Annotated in this window: 13 protein-coding genes; 11 read left to right on the forward strand and 2 right to left on the reverse strand. The window is 71.0% G+C overall.

Annotation, left to right across the window (positions count from 1 at the left end; all coding sequences use genetic code 11):
- Positions 1–146: 146 nt before the first annotated feature.
- The 10 genes from Pla133_RS04875 to Pla133_RS04920 all read left to right on the forward strand — a co-directional run bounded on the left by Pla133_RS04875 (position 147) and on the right by Pla133_RS04920 (position 14,547).
- Positions 147–857 carry an ABC transporter ATP-binding protein gene (locus Pla133_RS04875; RefSeq protein WP_145063043.1) on the forward strand — a complete coding sequence of 237 codons (711 nt, stop codon included), beginning with the start codon at positions 147–149 and terminating at the stop codon, positions 855–857.
- Entirely contained in the window at positions 854–2,125 is a 1,272-nt protein-coding gene (locus tag Pla133_RS04880; RefSeq protein ID WP_419192143.1) for an ABC transporter permease, read from the forward strand. The genes Pla133_RS04875 and Pla133_RS04880 overlap by 4 nt, the downstream gene beginning before the upstream one ends.
- 39 nt (positions 2,126–2,164) lie before the next feature.
- Positions 2,165–2,647: a hypothetical protein gene (locus Pla133_RS04885; RefSeq protein ID WP_145063045.1), complete on the forward strand. Its 483-nt coding sequence runs from the start codon at positions 2,165–2,167 to the stop codon at positions 2,645–2,647.
- A 173-nt stretch (positions 2,648–2,820) separates the two neighbouring features.
- Entirely contained in the window at positions 2,821–3,660 is an 840-nt protein-coding gene (locus Pla133_RS04890; protein WP_145063047.1) for a DUF3299 domain-containing protein, read from the forward strand.
- Positions 3,660–4,151 (forward strand): hypothetical protein, encoded by a 492-nt coding sequence (locus tag Pla133_RS04895; protein ID WP_145063049.1) that lies wholly within the window; start codon positions 3,660–3,662, stop codon positions 4,149–4,151. Before Pla133_RS04890 ends, Pla133_RS04895 begins: the two co-directional genes overlap by 1 nt.
- Positions 4,152–4,233: 82 nt before the next feature.
- Positions 4,234–5,520: a HEAT repeat domain-containing protein gene (locus Pla133_RS04900; protein ID WP_145063051.1), complete on the forward strand. Its 1,287-nt coding sequence runs from the start codon at positions 4,234–4,236 to the stop codon at positions 5,518–5,520.
- Positions 5,521–5,936: 416 nt separating this feature from the next.
- Complete coding sequence (locus Pla133_RS04905) at positions 5,937–8,048, forward strand: FG-GAP repeat domain-containing protein (protein ID WP_145063053.1); 2,112 nt, start codon at positions 5,937–5,939, stop codon at positions 8,046–8,048.
- Positions 8,049–8,112: 64 nt separating this feature from the next.
- Positions 8,113–10,227, forward strand: coding sequence for an FG-GAP repeat domain-containing protein (locus Pla133_RS04910; RefSeq protein WP_145063055.1), 2,115 nt, complete (start codon positions 8,113–8,115; stop codon positions 10,225–10,227).
- 113 nt (positions 10,228–10,340) lie between these two features.
- The gene (locus tag Pla133_RS04915) at positions 10,341–13,052 is read left to right on the forward strand and encodes a carboxypeptidase-like regulatory domain-containing protein (RefSeq protein WP_145063057.1); all 2,712 of its coding nucleotides are present in this window, start codon (positions 10,341–10,343) and stop codon (positions 13,050–13,052) included.
- A 10-nt stretch (positions 13,053–13,062) separates the two neighbouring features.
- Positions 13,063–14,547, forward strand: coding sequence for a sulfatase (locus tag Pla133_RS04920; RefSeq protein WP_419192144.1), 1,485 nt, complete (start codon positions 13,063–13,065; stop codon positions 14,545–14,547).
- On the opposite strand, the gene Pla133_RS04925 is transcribed toward Pla133_RS04920, so the two are convergent.
- Complete coding sequence (locus tag Pla133_RS04925) at positions 14,541–15,566, reverse strand: sulfite exporter TauE/SafE family protein (RefSeq protein ID WP_419192145.1); 1,026 nt, start codon at positions 15,564–15,566, stop codon at positions 14,541–14,543. The genes Pla133_RS04920 and Pla133_RS04925 overlap by 7 nt on opposite strands.
- A gap of 84 nt (positions 15,567–15,650) precedes the next feature.
- Between Pla133_RS04925 and Pla133_RS04930 the strand changes: the two genes are divergently transcribed.
- Positions 15,651–16,742, forward strand: a complete 1,092-nt coding sequence (locus Pla133_RS04930; RefSeq protein ID WP_145063061.1) for an acyltransferase family protein — start codon at positions 15,651–15,653, stop codon at positions 16,740–16,742.
- 138 nt (positions 16,743–16,880) lie between these two features.
- Here the strand turns inward: Pla133_RS04930 and Pla133_RS04935 are convergent, their stop codons facing one another.
- Positions 16,881–18,596, reverse strand: coding sequence for an NAD(P)/FAD-dependent oxidoreductase (locus Pla133_RS04935; protein ID WP_145063063.1), 1,716 nt, complete (start codon positions 18,594–18,596; stop codon positions 16,881–16,883).
- Positions 18,597–18,632: the final 36 nt, after the last annotated feature.

An 18,632-nucleotide genomic window follows, 5' to 3' on the forward strand; every position in this document is an offset into this window, starting at 1 on the left:
ACGCCTCGCGAGTGCCCCGGTCCGATTGGATCCTCGCGCCCCACGACCCGAGCCGTATCCTGCCCCCGCGCTTCTCCCTGACGGTTGAGCGCGGAGCTATCGCCCCTTCCCCGCGTCCAACCGGACGCCCGCCTCGACGATCATCCATGGCCCTGCTCGAGCTGCGAGACCTGAAGAAGAGCTACCGCGCGCCCGACGGAACGGTGCAGGTCGTGCTCGACGTGCCGGAATTCACCCTGGGCGCGAGCGAGCAGGTCGCGATGGCCGGCAGCTCCGGGTCGGGCAAGACCACGCTGCTCAATGCGATCGCGGGGATCCTGACGCCGGACTCGGGCTCGATCCGCCTGGAGGGCACGGACCTGGCTCAGCTCTCCGAGTCCCAGCGCGACGCCCTGCGCGCGGCGACCATCGGCTACGTGTTCCAGACCTTCAACCTGCTGCAGGGCTATACGGCGCTCGAGAACGTGACCCTCGGCATGGCCTTCGGCCCCGGGCCGGACCGCGCCTTCGCCAGCGAGCTGCTCGCCCGGCTCGGCCTCGGCGATCGCCTCGACTACCGGCCCCGGCAGCTCTCGGTTGGCCAGCAGCAGCGCGTGGCCCTGGCGCGGGCCCTCGCCAACCGGCCGCGGCTGGTGCTGGCGGACGAGCCCACCGGCAACCTCGACCCGGTCCGCGCCCTGGAGGCCCTGGACATGCTGCGCGAGTTGTGCGGAGAGCACGGCGCGGCCCTGCTGCTGGTCAGCCACGACCGCTCGATCCTCGATCGCTTCGAGCGGGTGGTCGACCTGGCGCAGATCAACCGCGCGGCGGCTGGCGCGGTCGTGGCCGGCGCGACCGTCGGGGGGAACGCTTCGTGAAGCTCTTCGGCACGCTGCTCCTGATGGTGCGCCGCAGCCTGCGGCAGCACGCCCTCTCGACCGCGGTCACCGTCGCCTCCACGGCCCTGGCCATCGCCCTGGTGATGGCGGTGTTCAACGTGAGCCAGCAGGCGGAGCGCTCGTTCACCGCCGGAGACCTCGACGTGGAGGCGGTGCTCGGCGCGCGCGGCAGCGAGGTGCAGCTCGTGCTCAACTCGATCTACCACCTCGAGACCAGTCCGGGCAACCTGCCCTGGAGTCTGTACCGCGAGGTCGCGGAGGATCCCGGCGTGCGCTTCGCGATCCCCTACGCGGTGGGGGACAGCTATCGCACCTTCCGCGTGGTCGGCACGACGACCGATGTGTTCCGCGACCTGCGTTTCGGCGACGGCTCGACCCTCGCCGTGCGCCGTGGGCACCAGATCTTCGACCCGCGCAACCGCGAGGCCGTGATCGGCTCGACGGTGGCCGAGCGCACGGGGCTCAAGCGCGGCGACTCTTTCAATCCGACCCACGGGGTCGGCGTCGGGGCCGACGGTGGGGTGGTGCACGACGAGCGGTACCTGGTGGTCGGTGTGCTGGAGCCCACGGGGACGCCCCTGGACCGCGTGCTCTGGATTCCGATCGAGGGCATCTTCCGCATGGGCGGTCACAAGCTGCGCGGCACCGGGGAGGAGTTCGAGGCCGAGGCCGGCGTGGACATCCCCGACGAGCACAAGGAGGTCAGCGCGGTGCTGCTCGGCTTCCGCAACCGCAGCACGGGCTTCCGCCTGTCCCAACTGATCAATCGCCAGGGCAAGATCGCGACCCTCGCCTATCCCGTCCAAGCGGTGATGGGCGACATCTTCAACAAGCTCGGTTGGGTCAACCGGGTGCTCGAAGTGATCGCGTACCTGGTGGTCGCGGTCGCCGCCGGTTCGATCCTGGCGTCGATCTACAACACGATGAACGAGCGGCGCCGGGAGTTCGCGATCCTGCGCGCCCTGGGTGCCCGGCGCTCGACGGTCTTCGGCGCGATCGTGCTCGAAGCCGGAGCCATCGCGGGCCTCGGTAGCCTGGTCGGCCTGGTCGTCTACCTGGCGATCGGCATGGCGGTGGCCGAGATCGTGCGCTCGCGCACCGGCGTGCACCTGAACGTGCTGGCCTGGCATCCGATCTTCGTCGCCGCGCCCCTCGGGATGGTCGCCCTCGGCGCGGCCTCCGGATTGCTGCCCGCGCTCAAGGCCTACAAGACCGACGTGGCCGAGAACCTCGTGCCCCAGAGCTGAGCGACGCCGCCCGCCCGCCGGGTCAAGCTGGACCGAACCATGAACTTCGATCGAATCACCGCACTGGGCCTCGTGTTGGCCCTCGGACTCGCCGGATGCGGCGACCACGCTCACCACGAGGGCGACGGCCACGACCACAGCTCGGAGGGCGGCGGTCACACCCACGCGGCGCCCCACGGCGGGCTCCTGGTGGAGCTGGGGGACCACGAGGCCAACGTGGAGCTGCTGCTCGACGCCGAGGCCGGCACCCTGACCCTCTTCGCCCTCGGGGCCCACGCTGAGCAGCCCGTGCGCCTGTCCGCGGCGGGCATCGACCTGACCCTGGAGCTGCCCGAAGGCCCCGTTCAGTTCACCCTGGCCCCCGTCGCCCACGGGGTGACTGGCGAGACGGTGGGGGACACGTCGGAGTTCAAGGTCCAGGACCCCCGCCTGGTGGGTCTGACCGGGCTGGTGGGTTCCCTGCCCGCGATCGAGGTGCGGGGGGCCCGATACACCGACCTCAGCTTCGGGGGCGCGCGCTGAGGCGGGGCTCGGTGTCCCGGGACCGACCTGGCGAGACAGCCGGGGTCCCCATGGGTGATTCGGCCCCTCCTGGTGCCGAAATGCGCCCGGGTCCGGATCGCAGCCCTCGATCCCGGCCCCGAGCAGGGCGATAGGGTGATTAGACTGGCGAGCCTCCCCCAACTGATCGAAACATGCGTCTGATCCCGATAGTCCTACTCACTTCCGTGGGCATCGCCGGCCTCGTCTTCGGTGCGGGCCTCCTGACCCAGCACGACGAGGATCAGAGCTTCGAGCGCGATGACCTCCCGCCGATGCTCGTGGGCACGCGGCTCGACGCGGTCGAGGTCCCGGTGGCGACGTCCCAGAGGCCCGATTCCACGATCGAAGGCACCTCCGCCAAGGGTTCGAACGCGCTGGCGTCCTCCGACACGGCCGGTGAGGCGAGCCCTGCCGAGGGCGGTGGTGCGGCGGCGGCGGATCTCTTCGCGCCGGACACCAATCAAGCCGCCGGCGGGGGCGACGACATCATTCCCCTGGCGGGTCTGCCCGGGCGCGAGCACACCATGGGGGCCTACTCCTCCGGCAGCGGGGCCTCCGACCTGCCCCTCGAGGAGGGGGTCGAGCTGGTCGCCTTCGACGACCTGATGCTGCCCGACTACGTGCCGCCGGCCGTGCTCGACGGTGACGACGACGAGCAGCGCGACGCCGCCGACCTGTTCCCGGAGGAGATCGCCTCCCTCGACGGCGAGCGAGTCGCCCTGGAGGGGTTCATGATGCCCCTCGAGTTCAGCGGCAACCGCGTCACGGCCTTCGTGCTGTCGCCCTACCCGCCCGGCTGCTGCTTCGGCGGCATGCCGATGCTCGACGAGTGGGTTGACGTGTCGCTCACCGACGACGAGGGCGTGGAGTACTTTGCCTACCGCGTGGTGCGCGTGACGGGTGACTTCTCGGTGGGCGAGGAGCTGGACGACTGGGGGTACGTGACGAGCCTCTATCGCATGCAGTCCGACAAGGTGGAGAAGCTGTGGTGATGAAGAACACTCGAGCCCTGTCCCTCGCTGGCGCCGTGACCCTGGTTGCGGCACTGAACCTCTCCGGCGGAACGGCACTCGCCGTGCCGGGCGCGAGCGACCCGCTACGAGCCGACCTGACCCTCGATCAGGTCTGCGCCCTGGAAGAGGTCACCGAGGTCGACATCATGACCCTGACCTCGATCGAGTGGGAGCCGGGCGCCGACCTGCCCGCGTCGATCACCGACCTGTCGGGCAAGCTGGTGCTGATCCGCGGCTACATGCATATGAGCATCACCGAGGAGACCAGCCGCTTCCCCTTCGTCTCGGACGCCTGCCAGTGCGTCGGACGCCTGATGCCCCACCACTTCATCGACGTCTCCCTCGGCGAGGACACCACCGAGCCCAAGCCCGGTCAGTTCGAGATCCTCGGTCGCTTCAACGTCGGCGAGCGCACGGACGAGGACGGCTTCGTCACGAGCCTCTATCGCATCCGCGGCCGGGTCTTCTGAGCCGCACGCTCGTCCTTGACGTCGGCGCAACCAACGCGCGCGATCGCCGCGCCGTAGTAGCGTGATGCAGCCCGGAAAGACCATGCGGACCGCATTCGTCACCGTCCTGGCGCTCGTCTTCGCGGCCTGGCCCTGGCGCTTGGCGCCGGCCCACCAGGAAGCCTCCGACGGGGGAGTCGCCACCGAGCAGGCGGAGCTCGAGTCCAAGCTCGACCGTTTCGTCGACCTGGCCATGAACGGCGCGCCCGCCGTGCGCCCCCAGGCGGCCGATCGTTTGACGCGCATGGGCGCCGCCGCGGCGGAGCGGCTGCTCGCCGAGTGCGGCGAAGGCCCGGCGGACATGGCCCACTTGGGCACGGACCTGGTCGAGGTCCTGGCGCGCTTCGACGAACCCCGCCTGCGGGCCAAGCTCTGGGAGGCGGCCGCCGACGCCGACTTCCCCTGGCGCCCGGCGGCGGCGCGGTCCCTGGCGATCACACCCCTGGAGCGCGAGCGCGAGGGCTTCCTGGACCTGACCCAGGATCGCCTCGCCGCCGTGCGCGTGGCGGCCCTCAGCGCCGTCGGGACTTGGGAAGGGGACGCGGGCGAGCGTCCCTTGACCGAGGCCCTGCGCGATGAAGACGACCGCGTGCGCCGCGCCGCGGCAGAGCAGCTCTACGCGCGCGGTGCGACCTGGGTCCTGCGCTACCCGCTCGAGGAGCTGAGCCGCGCCGACCACTTCTTCGACATCGACACGGGCCGCATCGCGCGCTTCCAGGCCGCGCGGGTGCTGCGCGGCGTGCTCGGCGACCTGGATGGCTACCAGCCCCAGCTTCCCCCGGACGATCCGACAAATTTAGCGGCCATCGCGACCATCACCGAGCGGGTCCGGGCACTGATCGACGGTCCTGCGCGCGAGCTGCCGGCCGTCGCGCGAGTGGGGGAGCCGGTCCCCGCTGGGACCATCGGCCTCGAGCTGCGCTCTTGCCGCGCCGGCGAGTTGTTCCTGCAGTGGGGGCCCGGCGACGTGCTCTACGTGGGTCTCGGAAACCCTCGCCGGGTGTCCCTGGCCGATGGCCATTTGGATGAACTCGCGCCGATCGCCGAGGCCGCCGCTCTCCAGCTCGGCGACGCGCGCGTCTTCGGCGAGCCCGGCTGCGACCTGGAGTGCCTGCGGGTGACGCGCGCGGACGGTACGGTCGAGACGATCTACATGCGTAAGGGCCCGGAGGCACGACCGGACCTGCGACCCGCCGCCCTCGATGGGCTGATGCGCGCGCTCCTCGGCGGTCTTCCGCCCGGTGAAGAGGCTCTCGCGCGGCGTCTGAGGGACGCGCTGACGGCCGTCGGCGGTCCGCCCGACGACTCCGACGGCCTGTCCGACGATTGACGGGCGGCTGCCGCCCCAAGATCGCAGCGGGGCGAGCGCGACGACCGTCTCGAGCGAGCGGGCAATGCGGGTTGCGAGTGCGCAGGGCCAGGGGCCCGGCACTACCTCTACGGGTGCCGATCGTCGCTGACGTCGTCGCGCCACCAGGCGAGGATCGCATCGGATCGGCGTCGTCGAACGGGCCTGGCCACCGACGACCGAACCTCCGGGAACGGAGCCCGAGGTCCTGAACCAGGGCATCAGGGGCGCCCGAGCCGGAAGGCGGAATCGGGACCGCCACCAGGGGGCCGCGAGCCGCGCCAGCGTGAATCCCCCATGACGGTGAAGACCTTCCCGCCACCGGCCGCCGCGGCCGCTGCTATCCCTGGGGCACTTCCTCGCTCGCCGACCTCGACGTTTCCTTCCAGGAGAGTCTCGTGCCCCGTTCCTTCCTTGCCCTGGCAGCCCTGGTGACGCTCGCACCTGCCGTCGACGCCCAGGTCTTCCTCGAGAACACGACCGCGATACCCCAGGACGCTCCGGCGAACAACTCCAACAGCGAGGAGGTCGAGTTCTCGGACGTCGACCTCGACGGCGATTGGGACGCGGGCTTCGCCGACGGCGGGGACTACTTCAACGATCAGAACCGGCTGTGGATCAACCAGGGTGGTCTCCAGACCGGCGCCTCGGGGACCTTCGTCGACGAGACCGCGACGCGCTTCCCGACGGTCAACGACGCGAGCCGCGACCTCGACTTCGCCGACATCGACGACGACGGCGACCCCGACGCGTACATCGCCAACCACGCCGGCATCGTCAACCAGACCAGCAAGTTCTGGATCAACACCGGCGGCGAGCAGGCGGGGACCCTGGGCTATTTCGTCGACGAGACGGCCAGCCGCTGGGTCGGGCTCGGCGGGCCGGGGTCGTCGATCGCGCCGACCCTCGTGCTCCCAGGCGGGGGCTTCATCGACTGGTCCGCGGACGGCGACTTCGCCGACCTGGACAACGACGGTGACCTGGACCTGATCCACACCAGCTACGGCGGAGCCTTCGGCGGACAGGTGCCCACGCGCCTGTTCCTGAACGATGGGGACGGCTACTTCACCGAGTTCAATCCCAGCGGCTTCCAGTTGGCGAGCGTCAACATCGCGACCGGCGACCCGGCCCTGTGGGCGGACGGCGTTCAGCTCAACAACACCACCGACACGACCGGGGTCGAGGCCGACATCACCACCAACGGAACCGACGCCGAGGTCTACGACATCGACGGCGACCTGGACCTCGACCTGCTCTTGGGCGCGGTCAATGGCCCGCCGCGCTTCTTCGGGAACAAGCTGCAGGAGACGGGTTCCCTCGGCTTCCGCGACGTGACGGCCGTGGTCCTGCCCCTCGACGATATCTCGCCCAACGGCAAGTACGAGGTCGAGGTCGGTGACCTGGACGGCGACCGCGACATCGACATCATCGGGATCAACTGGGGACAGGGGCCGTTCGGCTACAACGAGGGCGTCTACGAGCTGGTCGGGACGTCCTACACCTACCTCGGTGACCTGCCCAACTCCTGGTCCGACGACGAGGAGGGCGAGCTGCTCGACTTCGACAACGACGGGGACCTGGACGTCTTCATCGCCAACTTCTCGGGGATCGACCGCCTCTACGAGAACGGCGACAGCGGCCCGGTCTTCGGGCTGGTCGAGGTCCCTGCGGCGGAGGCCGGCCTGGCTTCGTCGCCCGGCGTCAGTCGCGACGCGGACGCGGCCGATGTGGACGGTGACGGAGACCTGGACCTGTTCGTGACCCTGGGTACTCCGGGATCGAAGAACCGCTTCTTCGAGAACCTGACCCAGGTCCCCGACTCGACGCCTCCGAGGGTCTTCGGTGGCGAGGACCTGGGCGATGCCCCCGCGGCGCCAGGGGTGCGGTCGATCCGGGTGGCGGTCCTCGACAACGCGCCGCAGCTCGTGACGGCCGCCGCGACCGTGGAGTTCACGGTACGGGTCGACGGGGTGACAATCGCGGCGGCGCCGGCCAAGTGGAGCGGTGGTCAGGTCTTCCGCGCCGAGGTGCCCGCCAACCTGGTGGGGCCGGTGACCCTGCTCCCGCGGGCCATCGACGAGGGCGGCAACCAGGGCTTCGGCACCGAGGTGAGCTACCAGGCCTCCGGGTCGGCGGGAACCAGCTTCGGCGCGTCGACGCCCAGCTCGGCTGGGACGCCGAAGCTGCGCGCCCTCTCGGTGCCCTTCCCGGGCGAGGACCTCTGGCTCGGGGTCAGCGACCTGGAGAGCGCCTCGGCGGGCTTCTTCGGCCTCGGCACCCAAGCCGTGCCCGGCGGCCTGGCCCTGGGCGACGGTCTGGTGCTGAACGTCCTGGGGAGCTTCCTGGTGTTGCCCGCCCTGGCCTATCCCAACGGGGATGCCCTCTTCGTGGCACCGATCCCGCCGGGCCTCCCGTCGGGGGTGCAGTTCCACGCCCAGTACGTGGCCCTGGGCGGCACCTTGGGCGCGACCTTCGCCAGCTCCGCCGGCCTGACCCTCACGATCCCCTGAAACGGTCGGCGTTCGGCGACCATTGCCAGGCGTCCCCGCCCACCCTCGACCCGTGGAGATACCCATGCGATTCCGTGCCCTCGCCTTGTCGACCGCCGCCTCCGCGACCCTGTCCCTCGCGGCTCCTGCCAGCGCGCAGATCTTCGTCAACGACACCGCTGCTCTGCCGGCGACGGCCGGCTCCAACAACTCGAACACCGAGGAGGTCGACTTCGCCGACGTCGACCTGGACGGGGACTGGGACGTGGCTTTCGCCGACGGCGGCGACCTGGGCAACGACCAGAACCGCCTGTGGATCAACCGCGGCGGGCTCCAGCTCGGGGTGGAGGGGACCTTCCTGGACCTGACTGTCGAGCGCCTACCGGCGATCTCGGACTCCAGTCGTGACGTGGAGTTCGCGGACATCGACGACGACGGCGATCCGGACCTATTCATCTCCAACCACTCCACCTCGTTCAGTCAGACCAGCCGTTTCTGGATCAACGTCGGTGGCGACCAGGGCGGCACGCTGGGCTTCTTCGTGGACGAGACGCAGAACCGGTGGGTCGGCGTCGGCGGCCCCGGATCGTCGGTCTGGCCCGGCATGGTGCTGGCCGGCGGCGGTTTCATCGACTGGTCGTCGGACGGCGACTTCGCCGACCTGGACAACGACGGCGACCTCGACCTGGTCCACACCAGCTACGGCGTGTCCTACAACGGAAACAGCCCCACGCGCATGTTCCTCAACGACGGCGCGGGCTTCTTCAGCGAGTTCAACCCCAGTGGCTTCAAGCTGACAGGCGCGACCATCGTCGAGGGCAACCCGGCCATTTGGGCCGAGGGCCTGCAGAGCGCGAACACGACCGATACCACCGGCGCCTTCGCCGACATCGCGGAGACCACGGTGGACGGGGACCTGTTCGACGTCGACGGCGACTTCGACATCGACTACCTGTTGGGCTCGCGCCAGCTGCAGCCGCGCTTCTTCCAGAACCGGCTGGAGGAGAGCGGGACACTGGCCTTTCGTGACGTGTCCGCCGCGGTCCTGCCCCAGGCCCAGATCGTGAGCAGCGGCAAGTACGAACAGGAGGTGGGCGACATGGACGGCGACGGCGACCTCGACCTCTACGGCCTCAACTGGGCCACCTTCGACGATCGCGTCTATCGCAACGACGGGGGCATTTTTAGCTCCCTCGCAAAACTGCCCGGCTCGAGTAGCGACGACGAACAGGTGGACTTCCTGGACTTCGACCAGGACGGCGACATGGACGTCTACGTGGCGAACTTCTCCGGCACGGACAAGCTCTACGACAACACGGACGGACCCCTTGCGTTCGGGATGGCGCTGGTCGGTACCGGCCTCTCGGGCCTCGGCGCGGGCAGCACCGTCAACCGCGATGCGGATGTGTGCGACCTCGACGGGGACGGCGACACCGACGTGATCGCCGGTGACAGCTCGACCTTTGCGCCGTCCAACGTCTTCTTCCGCAACCAGACCAACGTCGCCGACACCTGGGGGCCGCAGATCGTCTCGACCGAGGACCTCGAGGACGCGCCCGCGGCGCCCGGCGGGCGCCCGGTGCGCACGGCGGTGCTCGACAACGCCTCGCTCTACATCACGGCCTACCAGCCGGTGTGGTTCGAGATCTTCGTGGATGGCATCGAGATCCAGTTGGCGACCACCAACTGGAGCGGCGGTCAGATCTTCCGCGGCGTGCTGCCGGCGGAGCTGGTCGGACAGGTCCAGTACCAGGCGCGCTCGGTGGACGAGTACGGCAACCTCGGTGACGGGCCGCTGATGGGCTACACCGCCGCCGGTTCGCCCGGAGTCGGCTTCGGCGGCTCGACTCCGAGCGGCGTGGGCACACCGAGCCTACGGGCCCTCTCGGTGCCCTTCCCGGGCGAGACCCTGTACCTGGGCGCCGACCAGCTGACGCCCCTGTCGATGGGGATCTTCGCCCTGGCGACCACGGCCCTCGCGACGCCGATCGACCTGGGCAGCGGCCTGCTGCTGAACGTGCTCGACCCCTTCGTCCTGGCGAGCGCCAAGGCCAACGAGGCCGGCGCGGCGGTCTACCAGGCACAGGTTCCGACAGGCCTGCCCTCCGGTGTGCAGATCCAGACCCAGTATTTCGGCCTCGACGGAGCCGCGGGCGCGGTCTTCACGAGCTCGAACGGGCTCACGGTCACCGTGCCCTGACGGGAAGGGCGGCGCGCGCCGGCTACCGCACACCCGCTGTCGACCCAACTGACAGGGGGGGTGCGGTAGCGCCTTTCGCCGCCGAGTAGCGGCGCCCTATGGTGGCGGATCCAATGAGATCGCTCGTCATCTTGGGCGCCTTGCTCCTGGGCGCCGGGCTGTTGTTCTGGGCGCTGGTCGGCGTGAATGGCCCGACCGATCGTAGCGGCGCGTCCGCGGCGGCTCGGCCGGATGGTCGGACGACGGCCGGCGGGCCACTCGTGCCGGTGGCGGAGCTCGAGCCGTCGGGCGATGGCGAACGGGCGGCGGCTGTAGACGACGTGGCGACGGACGCGGTCGCCGCAGCGCAGATCCCGTCCCGCCTGGGTCTGCGCTTCGTGGATCCACGGGACGGCTCCGCGGTCGCGGATCTCCCCTACGTCGTCTTCAGCGAGCGACGCCCGGGCTTCCTGGCCGACAGCGGGCGCAGCGGCGCCGGGGGCCGCGCCGAGGTCGACCGCCTGCCGGGTGACGCCTGGCTGGTCCTGACCGAGCGCCGTCCACCCTTCGCCGCGACCCTGCGCGCCTTCTGGCTCGAGCCCGGGGACGAACGCGAGGTCGACGTGGAGTTGGACCTGGGAGGTTCGGTCGTCGGGCGCGCCGTGGACGACCTCGGTCGACCGGTGCAGGGCGCGGTCGTGCGCCTCACGTCCCTGCCCACCCGGGCCTACCGACTGGCGCGGGAGCCTCGCGGGTTGGGGGAGCTCGACGACTCCCCGGCAGCCACCACCGACGCCGACGGTCGCTTCAGAGTCGACGCGCTCCTCTCCCAGCCGCTATCCGTCTGGATCGACGACCAGGGCAGGGAGCGCCCCGAACGCCTCGAACCGATCGCTCTGCGGCTGTTCGACCCCTCGGCCCTGGACGGCCCGCCCCTGCACTTCTCGGCCCACGCCGCCTCCGGTGAGGTCACCGATGTGGGCCCCCTGGTCCTGCCCCGGGCGTCGCGGGTCTCGGGCGTCGTGGTCGACAGCTTTGGGGTGCCGATCGACGGGGCCTTGGTGATCGGCGGCGAGGAGAACCGCTGGGACGAGCGCTGGTCGGAGCTGCCCCTCGAGGCCGAAGCAGCGTCGTGGTACGCACCGCTGGCCGATCGGCCCGGCGCTTCCCTCACCGACGCCGCGGGGCGCTTTGCGTGCGACCTCCCGGGGACGCTCGCCGACGGCGCGAGCACGATCCGCCTGGTGGTGCTGACCGACGTCGGCTATGCGATCGGTCCGGTGCTGATCCTCGAACCCGGAGAGGTCGTGAACGATCTGCGGATCGAGGTCCCCCTGCGGCCGCTGGTCTCCCTCGAGGTGGTCGGCCCGGACGGTCGGCACGTGTCGTCGCTCGGCGCGGTGCGCGTCGGCGCAGACCGGAGCGTAGCGATCGTCCAGCCCAAGGCCGGCTTCATCTACCGGGTCGATCTGGCCCTGCACGACCGGACGGTCTACCTGGAGGCGCGCGCGGAGCAGGACATCGGTGCGTGGGGTGCCCAGCTACAGCAGCTCCCGGGCGGCTTTGCCCGTGGCGTAGCCGACCGCTGGATCGATCGGCCCTTCGAGGTGGTGGTCTGCCTACCCGGGTTCGCGCCGACGCGGACGACGTTGACCCCGGCGGTGGGCCACGTGATGGGCGGCAGAGCGACGCTCGAACCCGCGCCGCGGCGGACGCTGCGCTTCGTCGCCGCCTCCGAGCCCGCGGTCCGATCGAGGACGGAAGTGAGGCTCGACGGCGTCGTCGAACTGGACGGCGAGATCCGTCAGTGGAGCGATGCGACGTCGCTCTGGTCGGACGACCTGCCCTTCGACCTGGACCTCGTCGGGTCGACGGAAGAAGTCGGGTCGGTCGAGATTCACCTGGGCGCTGGGGTGACGCGCACCTTGGACTCACTCGAGCCGCGCGCGGAGCCCTACGTCGTCGAAGTGCCCTTCGGCGTCGATGCGCCGCAGTTGGGCGATGCGTCGATGCCCGACGAGCCGCGGTCGAGTGGTCGCAGCGTCGAGCCCGCCGTACTGCGGATCGAAGTCGTCGACGGAGTCACGGGCCAGCCGGTACGCGGAGCGAGGGTCCAGCCGAGCGCGCGCGAGGTTTACGAGGGCGGCTTGGTGCCCCATACGGGCTTCCCGTCGGAGACCGACGATCGAGGGCGCACCTACGTGCGGGTGTCGAACTTCGGACCCCTCGACGTGATCCTGCGCAGCCCCGACCACAAGACGAAGCTGCTCGATGTGCGCGCGTTGGTCCCGGGCGAGGACCGCGATCTCGGAATCGTCTCCCTCGAGCCCCGGCCGCGGTTCGAAGTCCAGGTCGTGGGCGAGGGCCACGCTCCGCTCGCCGGCGCCGTTGTCCACTTCGACTTTCTGGACGGGACCACCGACGAAGAGGGCCGCTGCTCCTTCCCGATCCGCGAGGGTGACGACGATCCCAGGCTCCTGGGCGTGGCGCTGCCCTTCGTCGGCGACGAGTTCCTCGAGCGGATCCACTTTCAGACCTGGATGGCTCCACCCGAGGCCGGGAGCGTGACGCCGGTCGTCGCCACCGACTGGCGGCTCGTCGAGGTCCACGTGGCGACGGCCGATCCGCCGCGCTGGCTCGAGGCCTCGACCCCCTCGCCCTCGGGCGAGGTCATCCGTTGGGGCAGGGGCGCGGTCGCGGGCCTGCCCCTCGCCAAGGACGGCCGCTTCCTCTTCGCCCTCGGCCTCGGGACCTGGGCCACGCCGATTGCCTGGGGCGACGACAGCCCCTCGACCTTCGTGGTCGAAGCCGGGAGCGGCCGCCAGGTGGTCACCGTGGGCGACTAGAATCCTTCGTGTGCACCGGCTCCGGCCCATCTCCCGCTGCGTCCTCGTCGCGAGCCTCGCGGCCCTCGGCGCCTGCTCCGGCCCCGAGCCCCCCGCGCGCCCGACGGTGGTGCTGATCACCCTCGACACCACCCGCGCCGAGAACCTGTCGACCTACGGCTACCGCCGGCCGACGGATCCGTTCCTGCGATCCCTGGCGCAGCGCAGCCGCGTCTTCGAGCGGGCCTACTCCACCGGCACCTGGACCCTGCCGTCCCACGTGTCGATGTTCTCCGGCCTTCACCCGGCCGAGCACGGCTGTTGGTTCCGGCTCGACAAGCGCGACGGCGAGACGCTCTTCCCGGTGGTCGGCGACGACCTGCCCCTGGTCACCGGCTCCCTACTCGACGCCGGCTACTCCCTGATCGGCGCGGTGGGCGGGCCCTTCACCTCGTCCCAGTACGGCCTCGCGCGGGACTTCGACGAGTACATCCAGCCCAGCGGCGTGGACGGCGAGTGGCAGCTCGCGGGCAGCGCGATCAATGCGCGCCTGTTCCCGCTCCTGGCCGAAGTCGACGCCGCGCGCCCCCTGTTCCTGTTCGTCAACTACTTCGACGCCCACGCGCCCTACGACCCGCCGCAGGATCGCGTCTATCCCTTCCCCGCCGTCGGCGAGCTCGAGTTCATGGAGGGCCAGCGCGAGCTGCACCCGATGCCCGACATGACCGAGTGGCAGGCGCAGGGCTGGGAGATCCTCGAGCAGCACGAGCGCCTGGCGATCGCCAACTACGACCAGGAGCTCCTGCTGCAGGACGAGGCCCTCGAGGCCTTGATGGGGGAGTTGGAACGGCTCGGCCGTCTCGACGACGCATTGGTCATCGTGACCGCCGACCACGGCGAGATGTTCGGCGAGCAGCGCGGCGCCTATGGCCACTCCTGCCGGCCTTGGGAGCCGGTCACGCGCGTGCCCCTGGTCGTGTACCGCTCTGGCGGACCAGTGGATCGGCGGCGCGAGCCGGCATCGGTGGCCCAGATCGCCGCGACGATCCTGGACGAGCTGGGCCTGACTCAGCTCCCGCCCGGGGCCGCGGGCCCGGTGCCGAGCCTGCTCGCCTCGAGCCCGACCCCGCCCGAGGCGCTGGTGGAGTTCCGCACGCCCGACGAGTGGGTCGGCGCCGTCCACGCCGGCAACCTCAAGCTGGTGGTGGATTGGCACGCTCGCGACTCCGCGCTGGGTGAGCGCGACGCCCTGCTGATCGATCTGGACTCGAATCCGAGCGAGGATCCGGACCGTGTTCCGCGCACGACGGCTTGGAATGCCACCCGGGAGCCCCTGCTCGAGCGCGCCGAGGCGCTGCACGCGAAGTGGCTGGCCTGGCCGGAGATGGCACGGCTGGAGGTGCTCGACGGCAACCAAATTGCCGGCCTCGCGGCGCTCGGCTACCTCACCGAGCGGGCCCCGGAGACCGTCGAGGGGGCCCCGCCCGTTCCCGAAGCAACGACCGGCGACTACTGACCCGCGCCGTCCTCGCGGACCGTCGTCAGCCAGTCCAGGCGTCGCACGCCACCGCGCGCCATGGAGCGGAACATCAAGAGCGCGGCCGCGAAGACGGCGGCCGTGAAGGCCACGACCTGCGGCGTCTGCTCGATGATCACCAGCCCCGCGATGAACTGCACGCCGATCGCCACGTACAGGATCGAGGCCACGAACAGGCGCGAGCGGTCGCGGATGAAGCTGGCGCCGAAGGGCGCGCCGACCACGACGATCGGCACGCAGACCCACCAGTAGGACCACGCCTCGGCCGCCATCCCGCCGCCGGCCGAGGCCTTCCAGGCGAAGCCCACGCAGGCGTTGATCGCCATCAGGATCACCGAGGTCGGCGTGGCGATCTTCTCGCTGATGCGAAAGCGCAGCACCAGGAGCGAGAAGGTCAGGATGTCCAGGCCACTGCCGGTGATGGCCGAGATCGTGCCGCCGATCAGGCCGGCGCCGAGCAGCAGCGTCGCGTGCCGCGCGCCGAAATGCTCGATGTCCAGGCGCACTTCGCGCTCGCGGTAGCGGTTGATCCAGAACAGGGCGAAGGCGAAGGCCAGCCAGACCGCCAGGAAGGTGAGCTTGGCGAAGGTCGGCGACAAGCGCGGCGCGACGAACTCCAGCCCGACGATCATCCCGATCGCCCCGCCCAGGCTCGACCAGATCAAGGAGCGGTGCTCGACCGGAATGCGCGAGCCCAGGATCGTCAGCGCCGCCGAGCTCATGCCGACCGACTGGATCATCAGCGAGAAGTCGCGCGCCACCGGGGGCGCGATCTGGAAGCCCAGGGTCATGACCGGGAAGGCCACGGCGCCCCCGCCCTCGCTGGTAGCGCCGGCGACGAACGACCCGAAGGCCATCGTGATCGACATGAACCAGCCCTCCCGGAACAGGCCCCAGTGGTCGCCGGCGACCATGCCGATCAGCCAGGCAGTCCAGACCACCAGGGCGGTTCCCAGGATCCAGCGGCGGGCAGACGGGGGGGGCGGGCTCTCGCTCATGGTGGGCGCGCGCAAGGTTAGCCCGCTCGGAGCGGCCGGGCGACCGGGGAGGCCGGTGGTTCTTGCCCGGCTATCATTCTCCCGATGCCCCCCGACGAGCCTGGTCGCACCGCGCCTCGAGCCGGACGTGGAGCGATCGGCGCACTCGACGGGTTGCGCGCCATCGCGGTCGCCCTGGTGCTGCTCGAGCACCTGCCGGAGCACCTGCTCTTCGCTCCGCTGGCGAGCTTCGCGAAGGCCGTGCCCTGCGGCTATCTGGGGGTCGACCTGTTCTTCGTGCTCTCGGGCTTCCTGATCACGCGGATCCTGATCGTCGACCGTGCCGAGGGCGTGCCGGTGCGCTGGTTCCTGGCGCGCCGCGCCCTGCGAATCTTCCCCGCCTTCTACCTGCTGGTGGCCGTGACGTGGCTCACTTGGGGCGGGCCGCAGATGCCCTGGGTGGCGACCTACACGGTCAATTACTGGATCGGTACCGGCCACAGCGCCGCGTTCCTGCAGCACACCTGGTCCCTGGCGGTGGAGGAGCACTTCTACCTCCTATGGCCCCTCGCCATGGCCTTCGGTCCGCGGCGCCTGCTGCTGCCCATCGCCGCCGCGGGCCTGATCCCCCTGGCCATCGGTCTATCCCTGTGGCTGGTGCTCGCGCTCGAAGTCCCGACGGGCTTCAACCTGGTGATGTACGGCACCCAGAGCCGCATGCTCTCGCTCCTGCTCGGCGCCTGCCTCGCCTTCCGCGAACAGGCCTGGCGCGGGGCGGGGCGGGGCGCGGACCTCTTGGCGGCCTGCGCCGTGGGAGCAGGTGTGCTCACCATCAGCCTCACGCGCGGCGAGCTCGGGGTCGCGCTCGCGATCGGGCGCTACCTGGGCTCGGCCATCGGTTGCACCGGCGTGATCGTCCTGGCGGTGCGCTCGGCCGACCGGCGCGGCCTCTCGGCGCGCGCCCTCGACTGGCGCCCCCTCGCGCACCTCGGCCGCATCAGCTACGGGATCTACCTCTACCACAACCCCGTGATCTTCCTGATCGGCTACCAGACGGTGAAGCGCGGCGGCGAGATCAACTCGTGGCACGCAGCCGGCGCGGTGGCGCTGACGCTGATCTTCGCGGAGCTCTCCTTCTGGCTCTGGGAGCGGCCGTTCCTGCGCCTCAAGCGACACTTCTCGGCGAACGGACGTTAGCCGCCCATCGGCCGCGGTCTCGATCGAGCCTGTGATCCGGGATCTTCGGCGCGCGCGGACGGTGGCGGAACGGCGGACGCAGCTCGATCCGGCACGGAGGCGAGCGCGCCCCGGGGCAGCGCGCGGACGCAGGTCGCTTCAGCGCACCCGTAAGTGCGCCAAGGCGTAGCGCGCCGCGCGGCGGCCGTCTATGGCCGCGGAGACGATGCCCCCGGCGAAGCCCGCGCCCTCCCCGGCGGGGTACAGGCCGCCGACCCCGAACGCCTCGCCCGTTTCACGATCGCGCGCGACACGCACCGGCGACGAGGTGCGGCTCTCGGGTCCGTGTAGTTGGCCGATCTCGGAGACGAAGCCGGGGATGCGGCGGTTGAACTCGGCCAGGCCGTCGCGCAGGCGCTCGGCCATGCCGCGCGGCAGCAGCTCGTCGAGGGCGACCGTCGTGACCCCCGGGCGATAGCTCGTGGGGATCGCGTCCGGTGTTGCGCGGCCGTCGAGGAAAGCGTCGACGCGCTGGGCTGGGACGCGGTTGCCGCCGTCGCCCAGCACGCAGGCGCGCCGTTCGATGGCCTCCTGCAGGCGCACGCCGTAGAGGGGGTCGTCCTCGGGCCTCGCGGGCGGCGGCGGGAGCTCGGGCAGCCGCTCGCGCCAGCCCCAAGCCCGCGCGCGCTCGCCGCACCAGTCCTCGGGCTCGATCGCGACCACCAGGCCGCTGTTGGCGAAGGGCGAGTCGCGGCGCGCCAGGCTCATGCCGTTCACCACCACGCGATCGGTCGCGGTGGAGGCCGGGACGATCCACCCCCCTGGGCACATGCAGAAGCTGTAGACGCCGCGACCCTCGCTCTGGGCGACGAGCTCGTAGAAGGCCGCCGGGAGCTCGTTGGCTGCGCGCAGGCCGCCGTACTGGTGGTCGTCGATGAAGCCCTGGGGGTGCTCGACGCGCAGGCCCATGGCGAAGCCCTTGGGCTCGAGCAGGGCGCCGGCGCGCGCCGCGAGCTCGAGCGAGTCGCGGGCGCTGTGCCCGCTGGCCAGGACAACCGCGTCCGCGTACAAGCGCTCGGGCCTCTGGGGCGCTTCGTGGGACGTGCCGACGCACTCCACGCCGGCCACCCGCCCTTCATCGAGCACCAACTCAGTCGCCCGCGTCTCGAAGCGCACCTCGCCCCCGCCGGCCAGGATCGTCTCGCGCAGGGCGGCGACCACCTCGGGCAGCCGGTTCGAGCCGATGTGCGGCCGCCAGCTCGAGAGGATCTCGGGTGAAGCGCCGTGGGCGACCAGTTCGGCCAGAACCTCGCGCACCTCGCGCTTGCCGCCGCTGCGCGCGTAGAGCTTGCCGTCCGAATAGGTCCCGGCACCGCCCTCGCCGAAGCAGTAGTTGCTCTCGGAGCCGGCCTCGTGCCCACGATTGAGCTCCGCCAGGGGGCGTCGGCGCTGGCGCACGTCGCCGCCGCGCTCGAGCACCGTGACGCGCGCCCCGCCGCGCAGCAGATCCAGGGCACAGAACAGGCCCGCGGGCCCCGAGCCGATCACGACCACGTGGGGCGCGTCCGCGGGCGGCGGCGCGATGGGCACCGGGCTCGTGGCCGGCGGCGGCGAGGGGCGTTCGCCCCGCAGCCACACATCGAGCACGGCGCGCCAGTCGCGCTGGCGCCGGCGCGCGTCGAAGGACACCCGCCGGGTGCGCAGGGTGGTGATCGCGTCCGCGTCGCAGCGCAGGGTGCGAGCGGCGAGCTGCCGCAGCCGCGCCTCGTCCCGCGGCAGCACCGGCTCGGCCCCCGGAGGCAGGCGCACGACCACCTCGTGGGGCGGGTCGTACGCGTCGGAATGCTGTGCCTCGGAGGCTGAGGTTCGGTCCATGGACCGAGAGGATAGTCCATGGGACGCGCCGCGCCC

The organism is Engelhardtia mirabilis, assembly GCF_007748095.1.
Lineage (GTDB): Bacteria > Planctomycetota > UBA1135 > UBA1135.

Excerpts from the sequence above, each read along its gene's own strand:
- Pla133_RS04875 (WP_145063043.1), top strand. The coding sequence starts at position 147 with ATGGCCCTGCTCGAGCTGCGAGACCTGAAGAAGAGCTACCGCGCGCCC.
- Pla133_RS04885 (WP_145063045.1), top strand. The coding sequence starts at position 2,165 with ATGAACTTCGATCGAATCACCGCACTGGGCCTCGTGTTGGCCCTCGGA.
- Pla133_RS04890 (WP_145063047.1), top strand. The coding sequence starts at position 2,821 with ATGCGTCTGATCCCGATAGTCCTACTCACTTCCGTGGGCATCGCCGGC.
- Pla133_RS04895 (WP_145063049.1), top strand. The coding sequence starts at position 3,660 with ATGAAGAACACTCGAGCCCTGTCCCTCGCTGGCGCCGTGACCCTGGTT.
- Pla133_RS04900 (WP_145063051.1), top strand. The coding sequence starts at position 4,234 with ATGCGGACCGCATTCGTCACCGTCCTGGCGCTCGTCTTCGCGGCCTGG.
- Pla133_RS04910 (WP_145063055.1), top strand. The coding sequence starts at position 8,113 with ATGCGATTCCGTGCCCTCGCCTTGTCGACCGCCGCCTCCGCGACCCTG.
- Pla133_RS04915 (WP_145063057.1), top strand. The coding sequence starts at position 10,341 with ATGAGATCGCTCGTCATCTTGGGCGCCTTGCTCCTGGGCGCCGGGCTG.
- Pla133_RS04925 (WP_419192145.1), bottom strand. The coding sequence starts at position 15,566 with ATGAGCGAGAGCCCGCCCCCCCCGTCTGCCCGCCGCTGGATCCTGGGA.
- Pla133_RS04930 (WP_145063061.1), top strand. The coding sequence starts at position 15,651 with ATGCCCCCCGACGAGCCTGGTCGCACCGCGCCTCGAGCCGGACGTGGA.
- Pla133_RS04935 (WP_145063063.1), bottom strand. The coding sequence starts at position 18,596 with ATGGACCGAACCTCAGCCTCCGAGGCACAGCATTCCGACGCGTACGAC.